The organism is Bradyrhizobium sp. (assembly GCF_035701725.1).
Taxonomy (GTDB): domain Bacteria; phylum Pseudomonadota; class Alphaproteobacteria; order Rhizobiales; family Xanthobacteraceae; genus Bradyrhizobium.
In genome coordinates, this window is the sequence record NZ_DASSRP010000262.1 from 1 (window position 1) to 15,414 (window position 15,414).

At 62.3% G+C, this 15,414-nt stretch carries 19 protein-coding genes and 1 tRNA gene; 12 read left to right on the plus strand and 8 right to left on the minus strand.

Going from position 1 to position 15,414, the window contains the following annotated elements:
• From VFL62_RS15600 to VFL62_RS15635, 8 genes are all read left to right on the plus strand, one after another.
• Positions 1 to 267: OB-fold domain-containing protein (locus VFL62_RS15600; protein WP_325173281.1), on the plus strand; the 267-nt coding region annotated here is incomplete at its 5' end.
• Positions 268 to 273: 6 nt separating this feature from the next.
• Positions 274 to 1,134 carry a MaoC/PaaZ C-terminal domain-containing protein gene (locus VFL62_RS15605; protein WP_325173282.1) on the plus strand — a complete coding sequence of 287 codons (861 nt, stop codon included), beginning with the start codon at positions 274 to 276 and terminating at the stop codon, positions 1,132 to 1,134.
• Between the two features lie 138 nt (positions 1,135 to 1,272).
• Positions 1,273 to 2,151, plus strand: coding sequence for an SDR family oxidoreductase (locus VFL62_RS15610; protein ID WP_325173283.1), 879 nt, complete (start codon positions 1,273 to 1,275; stop codon positions 2,149 to 2,151).
• Between the two features lie 112 nt (positions 2,152 to 2,263).
• Positions 2,264 to 3,220 carry a dihydrodipicolinate synthase family protein gene (locus tag VFL62_RS15615; protein WP_325173284.1) on the plus strand — a complete coding sequence of 319 codons (957 nt, stop codon included), beginning with the start codon at positions 2,264 to 2,266 and terminating at the stop codon, positions 3,218 to 3,220.
• A gap of 4 nt (positions 3,221 to 3,224) precedes the next feature.
• Positions 3,225 to 4,028, plus strand: coding sequence for an NUDIX hydrolase (locus VFL62_RS15620; protein ID WP_325173285.1), 804 nt, complete (start codon positions 3,225 to 3,227; stop codon positions 4,026 to 4,028).
• Between the two features lie 90 nt (positions 4,029 to 4,118).
• Positions 4,119 to 5,045, plus strand: coding sequence for a DMT family transporter (locus tag VFL62_RS15625; protein ID WP_414644736.1), 927 nt, complete (start codon positions 4,119 to 4,121; stop codon positions 5,043 to 5,045).
• Between the two features lie 156 nt (positions 5,046 to 5,201).
• The gene (locus VFL62_RS15630) at positions 5,202 to 6,137 is read left to right on the plus strand and encodes a tripartite tricarboxylate transporter substrate binding protein (protein WP_325173286.1); all 936 of its coding nucleotides are present in this window, start codon (positions 5,202 to 5,204) and stop codon (positions 6,135 to 6,137) included.
• Positions 6,138 to 6,244: 107 nt separating this feature from the next.
• A complete protein-coding gene (locus tag VFL62_RS15635) occupies positions 6,245 to 8,926 on the plus strand; it encodes a PAS domain S-box protein (RefSeq protein WP_325173287.1) in 2,682 nt (893 codons plus the stop codon).
• A gap of 5 nt (positions 8,927 to 8,931) precedes the next feature.
• Here VFL62_RS15635 and VFL62_RS15640 read toward each other — a convergent pair whose 3' ends face one another.
• The gene (locus tag VFL62_RS15640; protein ID WP_325173288.1) at positions 8,932 to 9,279 is read right to left on the minus strand and encodes a GrlR family regulatory protein; all 348 of its coding nucleotides are present in this window, start codon (positions 9,277 to 9,279) and stop codon (positions 8,932 to 8,934) included.
• Between the two features lie 104 nt (positions 9,280 to 9,383).
• Positions 9,384 to 9,767 carry a VOC family protein gene (locus VFL62_RS15645; RefSeq protein WP_325173289.1) on the minus strand — a complete coding sequence of 128 codons (384 nt, stop codon included), beginning with the start codon at positions 9,765 to 9,767 and terminating at the stop codon, positions 9,384 to 9,386.
• 120 nt (positions 9,768 to 9,887) lie between these two features.
• Between VFL62_RS15645 and VFL62_RS15650 the strand changes: the two genes are divergently transcribed.
• Positions 9,888 to 10,580, plus strand: a complete 693-nt coding sequence (locus VFL62_RS15650; RefSeq protein ID WP_325173290.1) for a hypothetical protein — start codon at positions 9,888 to 9,890, stop codon at positions 10,578 to 10,580.
• 143 nt (positions 10,581 to 10,723) lie between these two features.
• Positions 10,724 to 11,152 (plus strand): hypothetical protein, encoded by a 429-nt coding sequence (locus VFL62_RS15655; RefSeq protein ID WP_325173291.1) that lies wholly within the window; start codon positions 10,724 to 10,726, stop codon positions 11,150 to 11,152.
• Between the two features lie 347 nt (positions 11,153 to 11,499).
• On the opposite strand, the gene VFL62_RS15660 is transcribed toward VFL62_RS15655, so the two are convergent.
• Complete coding sequence (locus VFL62_RS15660) at positions 11,500 to 11,805, minus strand: hypothetical protein (RefSeq protein ID WP_325173292.1); 306 nt, start codon at positions 11,803 to 11,805, stop codon at positions 11,500 to 11,502.
• 316 nt (positions 11,806 to 12,121) lie between these two features.
• On the opposite strand from VFL62_RS15660, the gene VFL62_RS15665 reads away from it, so the two are divergent.
• A complete protein-coding gene (locus tag VFL62_RS15665; RefSeq protein ID WP_325173293.1) occupies positions 12,122 to 12,787 on the plus strand; it encodes a hypothetical protein in 666 nt (221 codons plus the stop codon).
• Positions 12,788 to 12,852: 65 nt separating this feature from the next.
• Here the strand turns inward: VFL62_RS15665 and VFL62_RS15670 are convergent, their stop codons facing one another.
• The 4 genes from VFL62_RS15670 to VFL62_RS15685 all read right to left on the minus strand — a co-directional run bounded on the left by VFL62_RS15670 (position 12,853) and on the right by VFL62_RS15685 (position 14,405).
• Positions 12,853 to 13,140, minus strand: a complete 288-nt coding sequence (locus tag VFL62_RS15670) for a hypothetical protein (RefSeq protein ID WP_325173294.1) — start codon at positions 13,138 to 13,140, stop codon at positions 12,853 to 12,855.
• An 80-nt stretch (positions 13,141 to 13,220) separates the two neighbouring features.
• Positions 13,221 to 13,445: a hypothetical protein gene (locus VFL62_RS15675; RefSeq protein ID WP_325173295.1), complete on the minus strand. Its 225-nt coding sequence runs from the start codon at positions 13,443 to 13,445 to the stop codon at positions 13,221 to 13,223.
• 531 nt (positions 13,446 to 13,976) lie between these two features.
• Positions 13,977 to 14,053: transfer RNA gene (locus tag VFL62_RS15680), tRNA-Arg, on the minus strand.
• 88 nt (positions 14,054 to 14,141) lie between these two features.
• On the minus strand, positions 14,142 to 14,405 hold the full coding sequence (locus VFL62_RS15685; protein WP_325173296.1) for a hypothetical protein: 264 nt from the start codon (positions 14,403 to 14,405) through the stop codon (positions 14,142 to 14,144).
• A gap of 312 nt (positions 14,406 to 14,717) precedes the next feature.
• Between VFL62_RS15685 and VFL62_RS15690 the strand changes: the two genes are divergently transcribed.
• Complete coding sequence (locus VFL62_RS15690) at positions 14,718 to 15,164, plus strand: hypothetical protein (RefSeq protein WP_325173297.1); 447 nt, start codon at positions 14,718 to 14,720, stop codon at positions 15,162 to 15,164.
• A 22-nt stretch (positions 15,165 to 15,186) separates the two neighbouring features.
• Here the strand turns inward: VFL62_RS15690 and VFL62_RS15695 are convergent.
• The coding region (locus tag VFL62_RS15695; protein ID WP_325173298.1) for a PhzF family phenazine biosynthesis protein at positions 15,187 to 15,414 on the minus strand (228 nt) is incomplete at its 5' end.

A 15,414-nucleotide genomic window follows, 5' to 3' on the forward strand; every position in this document is an offset into this window, starting at 1 on the left:
TTCCCGCGCTCGATCTGCCCGTTCTGCTTCTCCGACCAGACGGTGTGGGAGGAAAGTTCGGGCGAGGGCACAATCTACACCTTCAGCCGGATGCGTAAATCCGCCAGTGGTCCCTATGCGATCGGCTATGTCACCTTGAAGGAAGGGCCGTCGCTGCTGACGAACTTCGTCGATTGCGACATGGAGAAACTGAAGATCGGCACGAAAGTGAAGGTCGTGTTCAAGGCAACCGATGGCCCGCCGCTGCCGTTCTTTACGCCGGTGTGAGGCCACATGCCGATCAACTACGAAGAGCTGATGGCGCTGAAGAATCTCGATCAGCGCTTTTCCTACGGCGATCGCGAGGTGATGCTTTACGCCTATGGCATCGGCATGGGCGCCGATCCCATGGATGAGAAGGAGCTTGCCTTCGTCAACGAGGCCGCCGCTGTTCCGCGCCCGCTGAAGGTTGTGCCGACCTTCGCTTCCGTCGCCGCCTGGGGCGCCAGCCCCGGCGAAATGAATCTCAACCGCGTGATGGTGGTCGATGGCGAACGCGACATCACCTTTCATCGGCCGCTGCCGGTCGCTGAAAAGCTCCTGGTCGATTCCCGCGTACTCGCCGTGTTCGACAAGGGCAAGGATAAGGGCGCGGTGATCCGGCACCAGACCGTGCTCAAGAACGAGAAAGGCGAGGAACTCGCCACCCTGGTGGCCTCGCGTTTCGCCCGCGGCGATGGCGGCTTTGGCGGACCCTCCAACGGCGCGCCCGAGCCGCACAAGGTGCCGTCACGCGCACCCGACCGCTCGATCGACATTTCGACGCGTCCCGATCAGGCGCTGATTTATCGGCTCTGCGGCGACCGCAACCCGCTGCACTCAGATCCCGAATTCGCCCGGCGCGCCGGCTTCTCACGGCCGATCCTGCACGGCATGTGCACCTTCGGCATCACCTGCCGTGGCATTCTGCAAACTTACGCCGACTATGATCCGGCCGCTTTCAAGCAGCATGCGGCGCGGTTTTCCGCGCCGGTCTATCCCGGTGAAACCGTGACGCTCGATCTGTGGAAGGACGGCAACGTGATTTCTTTCGAAGCGCGGGTGAAGGCGCGCGAGGCGGTCGTGATCCGGAGCGGCAAGACGGTGTTGGGGTAGGTGGCCTCATGCCCCGGACGCGGCGCAGAGCGAGAGCGGTGCGCTGCTGATCCCGGGGCCTACGGTATGTTTAGGTCCCGGCTCTGCGAAGCAGCGTTTCACGCTGCAGCGTGTCCGGGACAAGCGAGGGAGGAAGAAATGGGACTACTCGACGGCAAGGTGGCGCTGATCACCGGCGCGGGCGGCGGATTGGGCGAGGCCTATGCCAAGCTGTTTGCGCGCGAGGGCGCGGCGGTCGTGGTCAACGATCTCGGCGGTCCCCGGGATGGCTCCGGTTCCGACCTGTCGATGGCCGAGAAGGTGGTTGCCGCGGTCAAGGCCGAGGGCGGCCGCGCAGTCGCCAACGGCGCCGATATTTCGACCATCGCCGGCGGCCAGTCGGTGCTCGATGATGCCATCAAGCATTTCGGCCGCGCCGACATCCTGGTCAACAATGCCGGCATCCTGCTCGACCAGAGCTTTGCCAAGGCCACCGAAGCCGCTTTCGACAAAGTCATCAAGGTGCATCTGAAAGGCACGTTCTGCACGACCTTGCCGGTGTTCAAATGGATGCGCGAGCATGGCGGCGGCGTGATCGTCAATACGTCCTCGACCTCAGGCCTGATCGGCAATTTCGGTCAATATAACTACGGCGCGGCCAAGGGCGGCATTTGGGGCCTGTCGAACGTGCTCACGATCGAGGGACGCAAATACAACATCCGGGTCTGGACCTTGGCGCCGGCGGCGATGACCCGGATGACCGAGGATCTGGCGCGCTACAAGGAAAACCCAAGTGCGGCGCTGACGCCTGATGGCGTGGCGCCGGCCGTGCTATACATGGTCAGCGATCTCTCGGGCGACCAGACCGGCAAGACCCTTGGCGTGTCGGGACCGCGCGGCGTGCGCGAAATGCGGATGATGGAGATGGAAGGCTGGAAGCCGCCGTCCAATGGCTGGAAAGCCCAGGATATTGTGACCCATGCGAAGGAGATTTTCTTCTCCGAGGAAGATTTAAAGAAATCGCTGCGGAAGACCTGATTGACAACGTCATTCCGGGGCGATGCAAGGCATCGGACCCGGCGCTCGAGGTTCCGGGTTCAATCCTTCGGATTGCCCCGGAACGACGGGATAAACGAACCAGAGGCAAACAATGACAAAACTCACCCACGAAGCCAAAGGCACCTTCGCGATCGCGCCGACGCCGTTTCACGACGATGGCCGGATCGACGAAAAATCGATCGACCGCCTGACCGATTTTTACGCCGAGATCGGCTGCGACGGCGTCACCGTGCTCGGCATCATGGGCGAAGCGCCGAAGCTCGAGGGAGCTGAGTCCGAGGAAGTGGCGAAACGCTTCATCAAGCGTGCCAAGAACATGCAGGTCATTGTCGGCGTGTCCGCACCCGGATTTGCCGCGATGCGTTCGCTCGCACGTGCCTCGATGGACGCGGGCGCCGCCGGCGTCATGATCGCGCCGACGCCCAACCTGCGCACCGACGACCAGATCACGGGCTATTTCAAGCAGGCGGTGGAGGCGATCGGAACCGACATTCCCTGGTGTCTGCAGGACTATCCGTTGACGCTGAACGTGATCTTCACCCCTGGCGTGATCCGCAAGATCGTGATGGACAACCCCTCCTGCGTGATGCTCAAGCACGAGGACTGGCCGGGGCTGGAGAAGATTTCCACGCTCCGTGGTTTCCAGAAGGATGGCTCGCTGCGACCGCTCTCGATCCTCACCGGTAACGGCGCCACCTTCCTCGATTTCGAGATGGAGCGCGGCGCGGACGGCGCGATGACCGGTTATGCCTTCCCGGAAATGCTGATCGATGTTGTGAATCTGTCGAAGCAAGGCAAGCGTGATGCCGCGCACGATCTGTTTGATGCGCATCTGCCGTTGATCCGCTATGAGCAGCAGCCGGCGATCGGCCTTGCCGTGCGCAAACACGTGCTGCAAAAGCGCGGCATCATCGCCTCCAGCGCCCAGCGCAAGCCGGGTTCGAGCATTTCGGCGACCGCCAAGTCGGAAGTCGACTATCTGTTGTCGCGCGTCGCACGTGTCGATCGCCGCGCGCAATTACAGCCGCAGTCGAGCGCCGCGGGTTAGCTTGGTGGCTGAAACCGCTGCCGCGCGTCCGGCCTCGACGATCCTGCTGCTGCGCGATGGCGAAGCCGACGACAAGGGTCGCAGCGGGGAAATCGAGGTCTTCATGATGGTGCGCCATCACGAGATCGAGTTCTCCTCCGGTGCGCTGGTGTTTCCCGGCGGCAGCGTCGACGCCGCCGACCGCGATATCATCGCGCGGCGCGAACTCTACGCCGGTGGTGAGGGCGGCGATGCCGATGCATTGAGCTTCAAGATCGCGGCGATCCGCGAAACCTTCGAGGAAAGCGGCATTCTGTTGGCGCGGCCGCGCGGCTCGCGCGAACTCATCGATGCGGAACAGGCGGCTCGGATCGAAGCCAGCCATCGCGCCGCGCTCACCGAGCGCAAGACGACGTTTCTCGACGTCCTGACCGAAAGCGGCATGGTGCTCGCGCTCGATCAGCTTGTGCCGTATGCGCGCTGGATCACGCCGGAAGCCATGCCCAAGCGCTACGACACCTGGTTCTTCCTGGCGGCTGCGCCGCTCGGCCAGCTCGGCGCGCATGACGGCCGGGAATCGACCGACTCGCTGTGGCTGTCGCCGCGCGAGGCGGTGGCGGGCGGGCAGAGCGGCCGCTTCAAGCTGCCGTTTCCAACCACCCGCAATTTGATCAAGCTCGGCAAACAGCCTGACGTGCGCGCGGCGATCGAACACGCGAAAAGGAGCACCGTCGTCACGGTGATGCCCGAGCTGACGCGGATCAATGGCGGCCGTCAGCTTCGCATTCCGCTTGAAGCCGGCTACGACGGCGAATTGTTCGAGATGTGAGGGCGAAGCGCATCATTCGACCGATACCGAAGCATCACCTTCCGCCACTCGGCTACGGCCTTTGCTCTGACATCGAACGGAGCTCCCGCTGTGACCGACGTGACAACGATCGAGGAAAGCGAGCCGGTACTGGGCATCGAGCTCGCGCTGCTGGTGCTGCTTGCGACACTCTGGGGCGGCTCGTACACCTTCATCAAGCTCGGCGTCGCCACCATTCCGCCGGTCACGCTGATCGCGGGGCGGACGCTGATTGCAGGACTGTTGCTGCTTCTGATCATGCAATGGCGAGGGGTACGATTGCCAGCGGATGCCGCGACCTGGCGGCGTTTCCTGTTTCAGGCCTGTCTGAACAGCGTCATACCGTGGACGTTGATCGCCTGGGCCGAGCGCTCGGTCGATGCCGGGCTTGCGACCATCCTCAATTCGACCTCGCCGATCTTCACGTTCTTCCTGACGCTGGCAATCGCGCAGCAGGACCGGCCGACCTTCCGCAAGTTGTTCGGCGTGGTGGCGGGCATGGCCGGGATTTGCCTGATCATCGGCGTCCAGGCGCTGCACGGGCTCGGCGAGCAGCTCATCGCGCAGATCGCCATCGTCATCGCGACTGTCTGCTACGCGGGTGGCGCGGTGTTCAGCCGCGGCTTCAAGGGGCTCGATCCGATGGCGCCGGCGGCCGGTTCGCTCTTGTGTGGCGCGGCCGCGCTGTTGCCGATCAGTCTGGTCGTGGAGCGGCCGTGGACGATCATGCCGTCGACCGCCTCGCTACTGGCGCTGTTGGGGCTGGCGATATTTTCGACCGCCATCGCCTTCGTGATCTACTTCCGCCTGATCCAGACGCTCGGTTCGGTCGGCACCACCGCGCAGGCCTATTTGCGTGTGCCGATCGGCGTCGCGCTGGGCGTGCTGCTACTTGGAGAGACGCTGTCACCGACCGCCTGGATCGGGCTTGGCTGCGTCGTCATCGGCGTCGCTGCGATGACGATTCCTGCGCGCCGGCCGGCGGCAGGTTCCACCTGAGCCAAAGCTTGCCCGTCGCGGCAATTGTCGGCATCCTGACCGCAAGCGGCTTTAAGAGCCGTAGGCAGGGCAGGAGGCGCGGCCCCGATGACCAAACGCCTCGGCGCAGTGTTGGCGGCATGGCTTTGTGTGACTTGGCCATGTGTGACTTGGTTGTTGGCGGCGCTGCCAGTCGCTGTGGCGAGCGCGCAAGAGAGCTTTCCGAACCGCCCAATACGCGTGGTCAATCCCTATTCGGTCGGCAGCGTCGCCGACGTTTTCGGCCGTATTGTCACCCAGCACATGGCCGAGCAGTGGAAGGCTTCGATCATCATGGAATCGAAGTCCGGCGCCAACGGTTCGATCGCGGCCGAGGATGTCGCCCGCGCGGAAGGCGATGGCTATACTTGGCTGCTCGTGACAACGTTTTTCACGACCAGCCCGTCCCTCAATCTTGTGATGCGCTGGGACCCAATTCGGGACTTCGCCCCCGTCGGGATGATCTGCCAGGCGCCGAACGTGTTCATCGTTCCGGCTTCCTTGCCCGTGAAAAACGTCGCCGAATTCATTGCGCTGGCCAAGTCCAAACCCGGGTTCTTGAACTACGGCCACCCCGGCAAAGGGTCGACCGGCCATCTCGGCTTCGAGCTGTTCAAGCGCTTGGCAGGCATCGAGGTCAATCCGATCGGCTATCGCGGTTATCCGCAGATGACGGCGGATATCGCAACCGGCCTGCTCAACTCTTCGTTTTTCTCGACCAACCAGGCGTTGGCGCTGACGCAAAGCGGCAATATCCGCATCATCGCTTCCATCAGCGATGGCCGCTCGAAATACTTCCCGGATGTGCCGACCATGGCCGAGCAGGGGTTCGCCGAGGCGCAGGTGACGCCCTGGTTTGGCATCGTCGTACCCGTCAAAACGCCCCAGCTGATCATTGCGAAAATCAGTCAGGCGTTAGAGGCGGCGGTGGCCGCTCCAGCGGTCCGCCAGAAGCTCGATTTGGCGGGTTGTTCGGCGAAAAGCGCGCCACTTGGCGAATTCGCCGCCACTATCAAGTCCGACATCGCCCTTTGGGCCAAGGTCGTGAAAGATGCCGGCATTCCCGCCGACTAGATTCCTGGCCGAAGTGTGAAATAGCCGGTTTCCCCGGGGGCGTGAAATCGTCATAAAGAGGGGCGTTACCCCGGTATTTTGCCGGCGCTTAGAGCACCTTTGCTGCGATGGTTAGACGGACAAAGTCGGTTTCATTCTCGATCGGACAGCTGACCTTCGGCAGTTTCGCACTTTTGCTCGCCATGATCGCGATGACGAGCATCGCAAGCGTCGTCGCCATCCGCCACATCGACACGACCTTCGCGGAATTGCAGCATCTGCAGGGCCTGGGCGAAGCGGCCGAGGAGATCGACCGTCGGACCAAAGAATTGCGCTTGGCGGCGCGTGACTTCGTGACCGATCAGGCCGTGCCGTCGGCCCGCGTCAAGGAGGCCGCCAGCTCACTGAGCACCCTATTGAAGAACACGCGGCTTCGGCTTGCCCCGGAGCAGCAGGAGATGATCGACGGCGTCTCGCAGCGCCTCGCCAATTATCAGGAGGGCATCGAGCGGATCACCGCCTTGATCTCGCGCCGCGCCGAACTGGTTGCCGCCGTGCCGCCGGCCCGTGCCAGGTTCGAACAGGCGGTCTCGGATATTCCCGAGCGAGCCACCGCGCGCGATCTGTTTCGAGCGCAAAACCGGCTTGCGGGGGCGCTGCTGGCGCATGATCTGACGGCGACGCAGGTCGCGGCGCGCGCCCTGAAATCGGTCGTCATCGATGATGCCGCGCTTCGTGCTGCGACGGACGCTTATGCCGACGCTGTCCTTGCGATATCCGGCACGGAAGGCCAGATCGCCCAGCTCGACCGGGAGGTGCTCGGCACGGAAGGCCAGATGATCAGCCGGGTGACCGATCTGTTGCGCGACCTCGGCGACAGGCGAGGGCGGGTGCTGGCGCGCGACTTCGCCCGCACGCTTGCTAGCGACAAATGGCAAAGCATCCTGCTTGGATTCGCCGGCGTACTGATCGGCCTGGCAGCCGCTTTGTTCGTGGTGCGGCAAACGGTCCGGCCGCTCAAGGCAATCGCCACCTCGATCCGCGCGCTGGCCGGCGGCGAGAAGGATACGGCGATTCCGGCAACCGAGGTTCAAAACGAGATCGGCGACATTGCGCGGGCTGCGGAAGTATTTCGCCGCTCGCTGGTCGACGCCGATGCGGCGCGCGAGGCGGCGATCCGGGCGCTCGCCGAACAGCGCCTGGCCGAGGAAAGCTATCGCAAGCTGTTCGAAAGCTCGGTCGAAGGGATCTACGTGACGACGCCGGGCGGAGAGATTCTGAACGCCAATCCGGCGCTGGCGCGGATGATGGGCTATGGCTCGCCGGAAGCGCTCATTCGCGGCATCAGCGACATTTCCCATGGCGTCTACGTCGATGCCGCGGCCCGTGCCCTATATCAGGAACTGATGCAGCGCGATGGCATGGTGCGCGATTTCGAATATCAGGTCCGCCGCCGCGACGGTTCGATTTTGTGGCTCTCCGATAGTGCCGGGGCCGTGCGCGACGAAAGCGGCACTATCGTGCGCTACGAAGGAACTGTGCGCGACATCACCGATCAGAGGCGCGCCGAGGAAGCGATCGCTGAAGGTCGGCGGCTGTTGCAGCTCGTGATCGACACCGTTCCGGCGGTGATCAACGTCAAGGACAAGGAGCTGCGCTATGTCCTCATGAACCGCTACATGGCCGGCGTTTTCGGCATCGAGCCACAGGAATCAATCGGCCGGACGACAACCGACCTGATGTCGCGTTATGGCGCCCAGAAGACCGATGAAAACGACAGGCGGGTGCTGGCGACTGCCAGGGAGCTCGGCTTCTACGAGGATGAATACCGGGATTCGTCCGGCCATCTTCGACACTGGCTCGTCAACAAGCTGCCGCTGCTCGACGCCGACGGCCACGTGGAAAGCATCGTGACGGTTGCGCTCGACATCGGCGAGCGCAAGCGCAGCGAACAGGAAATGCGCGAGGCCAAGGACGCGGCCGAAGCCGCACTGCGCAATCTGCGCGAAACCCAGAATTCGCTGATTGAAGCCGAAAAGCTCGCCGCGCTGGGCCGGCTCGTGGCCGGGGTCGCCCATGAAGTCAATAATCCGGTCGGCATCAGCCTGACGGTGGCCTCTTCGCTGGAGCGCAAGGCTGCGTCTTTCGCGGCCGAGGTCGCGCGCGGCGATCTGCGCCGCTCAAGCCTGACCGATTTCCTGGACGCGACGCGCGACGCGTCGGGTCAGCTGGTTGCCAACCTCAATCGCGCGGCGGAGCTGATCACCTCATTCAAACAGGTCGCGGCCGACCGCAACTACTCGGACCAGCGGATGTTTGACCTCGGCGATCTGACCGAGCAGGTGGTGATGAGCTTGCGGCCGGGGCTGCGCAAGCACGGGCTTTCGCTCAATGTGGAATGCGAGCCAAATCTGGCGATGAACTCCTATCCGGGCCCCTACGGGCAGGTGCTCACGAACCTCTTCCTCAATTCGGTGGCGCATGCGTTTCCGGATGGCCGCGCAGGAACCGTCGATATCAAGGTGCGGGCGGCGGGGACGGATCAGGTCGAGATCGTGTTTGCCGACGACGGATGCGGCATGAGCCTGGATGTGCGGCGGCGCGCGTTCGATCCATTCTTCACCACCCGTCGCGATCAGGGCGGCACGGGCCTCGGCCTCCACATCGTGTACAGCATCGTCACCAGCCGCCTCGGCGGCCATCTCGACCTGGATTCCGAACCGGGGCGCGGCACGCGCGTCCGGATCGTGTTGCCGCGGGTGGCGCCGTTGGAGCAGCTCCCGGTCGGGGCAAAAGCGTCGGTGGCTTGATTGGCTTAGTTGCTCTCAGCCAGCTTGCGAAGCGTGGCGGTAAAGATCTGGCTAGCCTTGCCGACCAGCGCCGTGCCGCTCATCTCGGCGGCGGTATCGGTGAAGGTCCCGGAGACGCCGATGCCGACCGGGTCCGGCCCGCCAAATAACGGCGTGATGTCAGGGCTCGGCGTGTGGCGCTGAACCAGAATTTCACCCTTGAAGGTATTTTCCCTCACGGTGTAGGTGCCGACATAGAACAGGAAGGCATCGCCGCCGAGAATCTTGCCGTCGCGAAACAGCACAACGCCGCTACCCTTGCCGGAGCGGCCGTCCTGAAGGACGACATGGATCGAATAGAGCCCATTTTTCATGGCGATTAGCGCCGGATCCCCTGAAACCGGCCCGTTATGCCAAAGCGCGACGGCCGCCGTCAACGCGGCAGGTTGACCGTCAACATCGCCAGTTTGCTCAAGCTTTATGCGTATTTCTTGTCGCGCTCGAGCAATTCGATCGAAATGCCCTGGGGGCCGCGGATGAAGCAGATGCGCACGCCCGGCCGAATGGTGTGGGGCTCCTTGGTGAACTCGACGCCCTTCGCCTTGATTTCGGCAGCAACGGCATCGATGTCCTTGACGGTCAGCCCGAAATGGTCGAGCCCCTGATAGGGGGTGACCGGAGGCGAATTGACGCCGTCGCCTGATGTGACCGGGGCAATGAAGACCATGGCGCCCCCGAGTTTGACGTCGATGCGGCCAGGGCCACGAATGATTTCGCCGCCGAGAACGTCTTCGAGCCAGGCGGCAGTCGCCTCCGGATCGGGACTGCGCAGGTGAACGTGGTCCCAGGTCACTACCGGCATACTGCTTCTCCAGATGATTGGCTTTTGGGTCGCCGAGGGCAACGCAGATCGCAGTTTTAGCGGTGAGGGCGCCGCGTGGCTACCCCGGGTGGCCGACCGCAATGCCACTCCGTGTCCGATATGTCACGCATTGATGCAACCAATTTCGGCTTTGTGAGTTGTGATCCTTGCGAGGAAGTTGGCCCCACTGGTGGCGCGACAATGAGCGATGGATTCCTCAATATTGATTCGACCGGAATCACCCGACGTGTCAGTTTGTCTTGGGGACATTATTCAGATCGCGCTGACGATATGCCTGCGGGTCGTCTCAGGACAGCAATTGGCTGGCTGCCGATCGCCGTGATTTTGGCGGCAGCAAGCTCGTTGCTGGCGAGCGAGGCTTGGCATGCCATGGCAAACAAGCCCGTGCGCCCAACTGCGGCGATCGCTGCAACGCCGACGTCGGCCGCGACGATTGGCATGGCGAAGGAGCCTGCTTTCGATCCTTCCGTCTCCGAAGCGATCGTGCCGGAGCAGCCCGCGCCGGTCGACCGCCTGAAGATCGCGTCGCAATCCTGGCACCGGGGAGGCCTTGGCTCCAATGCGCTGGTCACGATGACGCTGCGCAACGATAATAGTTACACGGTCAGGGACATTGATATTTCCTGTGCCTTCCAGCGGCCTGACGGCAGCTATGTCACCAGCCGCTCTCGGATGCTACCCGATGTCGTCAATATGAAGAGCCGCAAGACCTTCGCGCGGCTGCATGTCGGCTTCGTCAATGTGAATGCCACCAAGGCGAAGTGCTCGCTGGTTGCCGCCAGCCACATTTAGCCTAGCGCCGCCTTACAATCGCCCTTCAAAACCGTACAAAACGGCGTGGTCTCGCCGAACCTTTTCCGTCGATCTGGAACAAATAAAGTGATCGCCGGTTGGGCCATGAATCCGTGTTGCCGTGCGGGATGGAGCACAACCAAATGCCGCTGATGCGTTATTTTGTTTATGTCGGCGGCGCCCTGCTTGCGCTTCTGTTGATCGCAAATGCCTGCCTGCCGGCCTATCCGGTGAACGAGGCGATCCGTTCCGCCGACTCTACCGATCGTTCGGTCATACGGATTCATTCCGACAGAAAATTGCCCGAACGCGTGGTCTTCGATACCTCGCGTCCCACAGTTGCGCCAACTCCTGCGCCGGCTTCCTTGATGGCGCAAGTGGCTCCCCCAACGCCGCCAAAGGTGGCCGCGCCGCCGCTGAAGGCCGAAGTACGCGAGGCTTTCGCCCAAGCCAATCCGGTGCATGCGGAGCCGAAGCGCAAGCGGAAGTCGGTAGCCAGAAATTATGCCCCGCCACGGCGTATTCTGGTTGCACAGCAGCCGTCCTTCAGCTTTTTCGGCAATATCTGGTGAGGACTTGGCTTTGTCAGCGGCGTTGGCGCTGCTTGACCTCGATCCAGGTGCCCGAACAGCCGTCGGACCGGTCATAGGTCCCGGAACCGGTGTTTCCGGACAAGCGTCCCTCAGCGGTGAGCGACATCCCGATGCCGGCGCCGACGGTGTGGATGCTGCCGTCCGGCGTGACGTTTCGCCACCGACGGTCACCTTCAATCCATTCGACTGCTCCGGGATCAGGCTATCCTATAGCATGGGGGCTACGGCCCGGGCTGTATCGACATCCCCTGACGTTCGCAGGCTGACCGTTCTCGTGTCTGCGTTAGCCGGGTCTGCGCGAGAAGCCGCCGCGCAGACGCACCAAATCACCACCTCGTCGGCGCCCCGAACAATGGTTGTCCCTGCTGATTGAAGCTGCACTCGCCCGGCACAAAAGCCGGATTGTGCAAGCAGGCATTATCGAGCGAGCTGTCCCAAGCCCCGCGCTGCCGCCATTTGCTCCAGGCGACGTAGTCACAGTACTTGCTGTGAGGGTTTCCTGGCTCCCGGGTTGCACAAAAAAGGCTCTGGCCCGGATGGGCAGGGGTCGAGACGATGTGTCGAGCCATCGCAGGAGCAGTCAGCATCGATAGAAAGATGGCCGCAGCGCCGAAAATACCAAGTTTTGTCATGCGTTCCTCCCCGGGGGTGTCGGGCTAATATAACACCGCAGGCTAGCAGCGAAATTCCGCCCACAGATCTTAAAAGTTATTTGATTCAGCGCATCGTCAACCAAAGCGCCGAGGCGGGGCTCTGTTTGCGTTGCCCTCGGTCAGCCGGGCCGAATGAGGATGGCACGACAGGAGTGCTTAGGCGCCTGTTCGGACGGGGCAGCTAGGTGGGAGCCGCTAACGGGGAATTAACCCTAACAGTCCATGATCTCGGCCGATTTTGGGTGGGCAGTCGTGCCATGGAGCTGTCTGAAGTGCTCATGTCACGGCTCTGACGTTGACCGATCTGAGGCTGATGCAGGTGACCAGCGTGCCGGGAACGCAATCAGAGGCAGAGACGCCGGCGAGGTGGAAACAGCTCAAGTTCGTGGCGCACGGCGGACCATCGCGCAAACCGGTTCTGATGTTTGCATTGTTCGCTTTGCTTCTGAACGGTGCGGCGGCCATATACACGCTGCCGTCTTTCGATATTGCCTCGCCGAACTTTGCAAGTCTGGCCGAACTGCTCCCGCATGCGTCGGCGCCGATTCCGGATCCGCTGGTCACCTCCGCGCTGAAGGACATCCAATCCTCTCACCAGCAATATTTGGCGGCGCTGCAGGAAACTGGCGCCTCGCTCCAGCAGAACACCATCCTGTTGCAGCGCGGCGCTGCCACGCTCGATTCACTCAAGCAGGGCCTGGCGGCTCAGCAAAGTGACGTCAGAAAGCTCTCTACTCAACTCTATGTGCTGGCTGCGAAGGTCGACACGCTGCAGAATGCCGTGACTCCGGAAACGACCGGTTCGCTCCCCCAGATGCGGGGCCGCGCGCGCCTGTCGGCGATGGCGCGCAAGAAAGCGGCCCGGTTAGCAAAGCCGCTCGGGCCGGTTTCAGTTGGAGGGGCGCCGCTGAGCTTCGCTCCGCCGCCGTCGAGGGCGACAGGACCAAATCCCGAAGGTTAGGGCGAAATCCGCCGGGCAGCCGGCCGAGCGCGCGGCTAAGCTCCAAAACCTTAGGTCGGGCAGCTTTAGTGCGCCCCCTTCAGCGTACATGACGTCGTACAGGTGGTTATGGTGCCGTGGTCGCATTTCCTGCAAGCCGCGACGCACTGATCGAGTACTTTGGGACTGTAGTTGGCGAACAGGTCCTTCGCGCAGCTGTTGATCGATCCCGTCGTTTCGCTTTCGGGCGTGCACGCGACCAAGGCGAGCGCCAGCACTCCCATCAAGGCAACGAAACGACGTGCCGCGCCTCCCGCCAAGGTCTTGGCCGGCGTTGCCGCGGTCTCAGAATTCGAACTGCTTATGGCGATCATGGCAGCCTCGATCAATCAGAGGCTACCAATGATCAGTTCATAGACTGTTAATCACCGACCACCTGGGCCGTCGGCCGTTTTCAGTCTTCGTCCCCGTCGTCCTCGAGCTCCTTGTCGAGTTCCGCCTGCTCCAGCTCTTCGATCGCCATGTCGATCACCTCGATCGCACGTTGGACCTCAACGATGGCGTGGATCGCATTGTCAGGGGCTTCGCCGGGAGCCGCGATAGCTTGGGCGCAGGTCAGGCGTTTCGCGACAAGCGCCTCGCGCGCGTTCATCAGGGTCTGGAGATCATCATCGGCCATGGCGTTGCTCCTTGCTTGCATGCAATTAGCAACAACTCATGTCGCGGGTGTGTCTTAATGCGCCAAAATTGGTCAACGCAGCGATCGGCCGGTGCTAGCAGCCGTGCGCGGTTTGCTCGCCCGCAAAGTGATGGGAACATATCGGGGATTGTGAATCGCGATTGGGGGCGCCGTCGGCATAGCGCCTATCGTCAGGCCGCCGCAGCGCTTCCAGGAGAATGAATCTTTCGGCAGGCAACTTTGATCTCCGTAGCTCACGATTTCATGAGGACGAAGATGTAGGGCCGATAAGCGAAGGCGGCATCACTCGATCACATGTTGACTTGTCGCCCCCACGTATGACCGGCGTTACCGGCAAGGGGAGCTGTAGGCGCCTTTGCCGCGAGCGCAACGAATGTTCAGATCCAGACCGCGGATGCGACCGCCGGCTGCAAGACCAAGAACCAGGGTCGTCAAATGTCGGGAGTATATGAGAGCGAGTAAAGTCGCGCGGCAAGCACGAAAGGTTCTGATCCAAGCTTTTGCTCTCTTTGGCGCGCTCGGAGAGATTCGAACTCCCGACCCTCGGAATCGAAATCCGATGCTCTATCCAGCTGAGCTACGAGCGCTTGTGTGTCCGATTATCAGACTTGCAGGGGCGGGGCCAGCGGCCCCGCTGCAGCGGCGGCCGCTTTCGAGGCGGATGCCCGCGAGCGATCAGAAGCAGGGATAACGGCCGCCCTGCGCGTGGTAGGCCGCAGCGCCCTGATTGCAGAAATTGTTCGACGGGCCATCGTAGTAAGCGAAGGTGCCCGGCTCGGGGCCTGGACCATAATTGTGGCTGTAGCTGATCGGATACGGCAGACCGTAAGCATGGCCGTGCCAGTGGTGATGGTGATGACGGCGGGCCTGAGCCGGGCTCATGGCCATGGCGAGCGCAGCCAGCGCGGCCGCGGTGAGGGCGAATTTTCGGGAAGGCATCAGGAATCTCCGAAGGAGGCGAACGGAGCCAGTTTAGGCCAAACCCGGTTCCCGTCCTAGAGGCGGGGCAGAGGGTCCATCGCCGGTGCCGGCTCCCCCCTGCGCTCTCGCAAAGCCAGGCCGCACCCGCTCAACAGGTTTGCCGGGTGCCCAGCCACCCGCGGAAATCGGGCAAATTCCGGGAAAATGACCATTGAGGCCCGAATTTCGACCACTTCGCCATGCTTAACGATTTTCAAACACAGTCTCGCCAGAGTCATAATCTCTCATTCCGCTGAACCGCTAGACCACGATTCCGCCATCCGTATCGTCATGCGCATCACGCTTCTTGCCCTGATCTTGATCCCGTTGATGGCCGCAAGCCCCGCGCGCGCGGTGCTGCACATCACGCGCGACCACGGCGGCTATGTCGAAGAATACAAGGCAAAGTATGCGCGCATTCGCGACAGCCATGAGCGGGTGATCATCGACGGCATCTGCAATTCCGCCTGCACCCTCGTGTTCGGCATCGTGCCCTTGAACAAGATCTGCGTAACCCCGCGCGCCAGCGTTGGCTTCCACCAAGCCTATTACGACAAGGCCTTCACCTTCGGCATCAAGGTCACCAGCGCCGAGGGAACGTCCGATCTGATGTCCTATTATCCGGACACAGTGAAGGACTGGATCCGGCGCAACGGCGGTCTCACCACCGAGATGAAAAAGATCAAGAACGGGGCCGAGCTCTGGAAGATTGTCGATCCCTGTCCAGAAGAGTGGTGAGGGCTCTCTCCAATTGTCTGCACTAAAGTAGATCGATCGTTCCCGACATCACAGGCACGCAAGCCCCGCCGATATAGGTTGCGGTCACGACGCCAGCCGTCTTTTCGGCCTCGGCTTTCAGCAGACTGGGGCGGCCCATCTCGACGCCTTGCGCAATCGTCTTCGCCATATACAGCTCACGATCCGGCCGCAGTTTTGCGAGCAAGCCGATCAATGCGACATTCGCGCTGCCGGTTGCGGGATCTTCCGG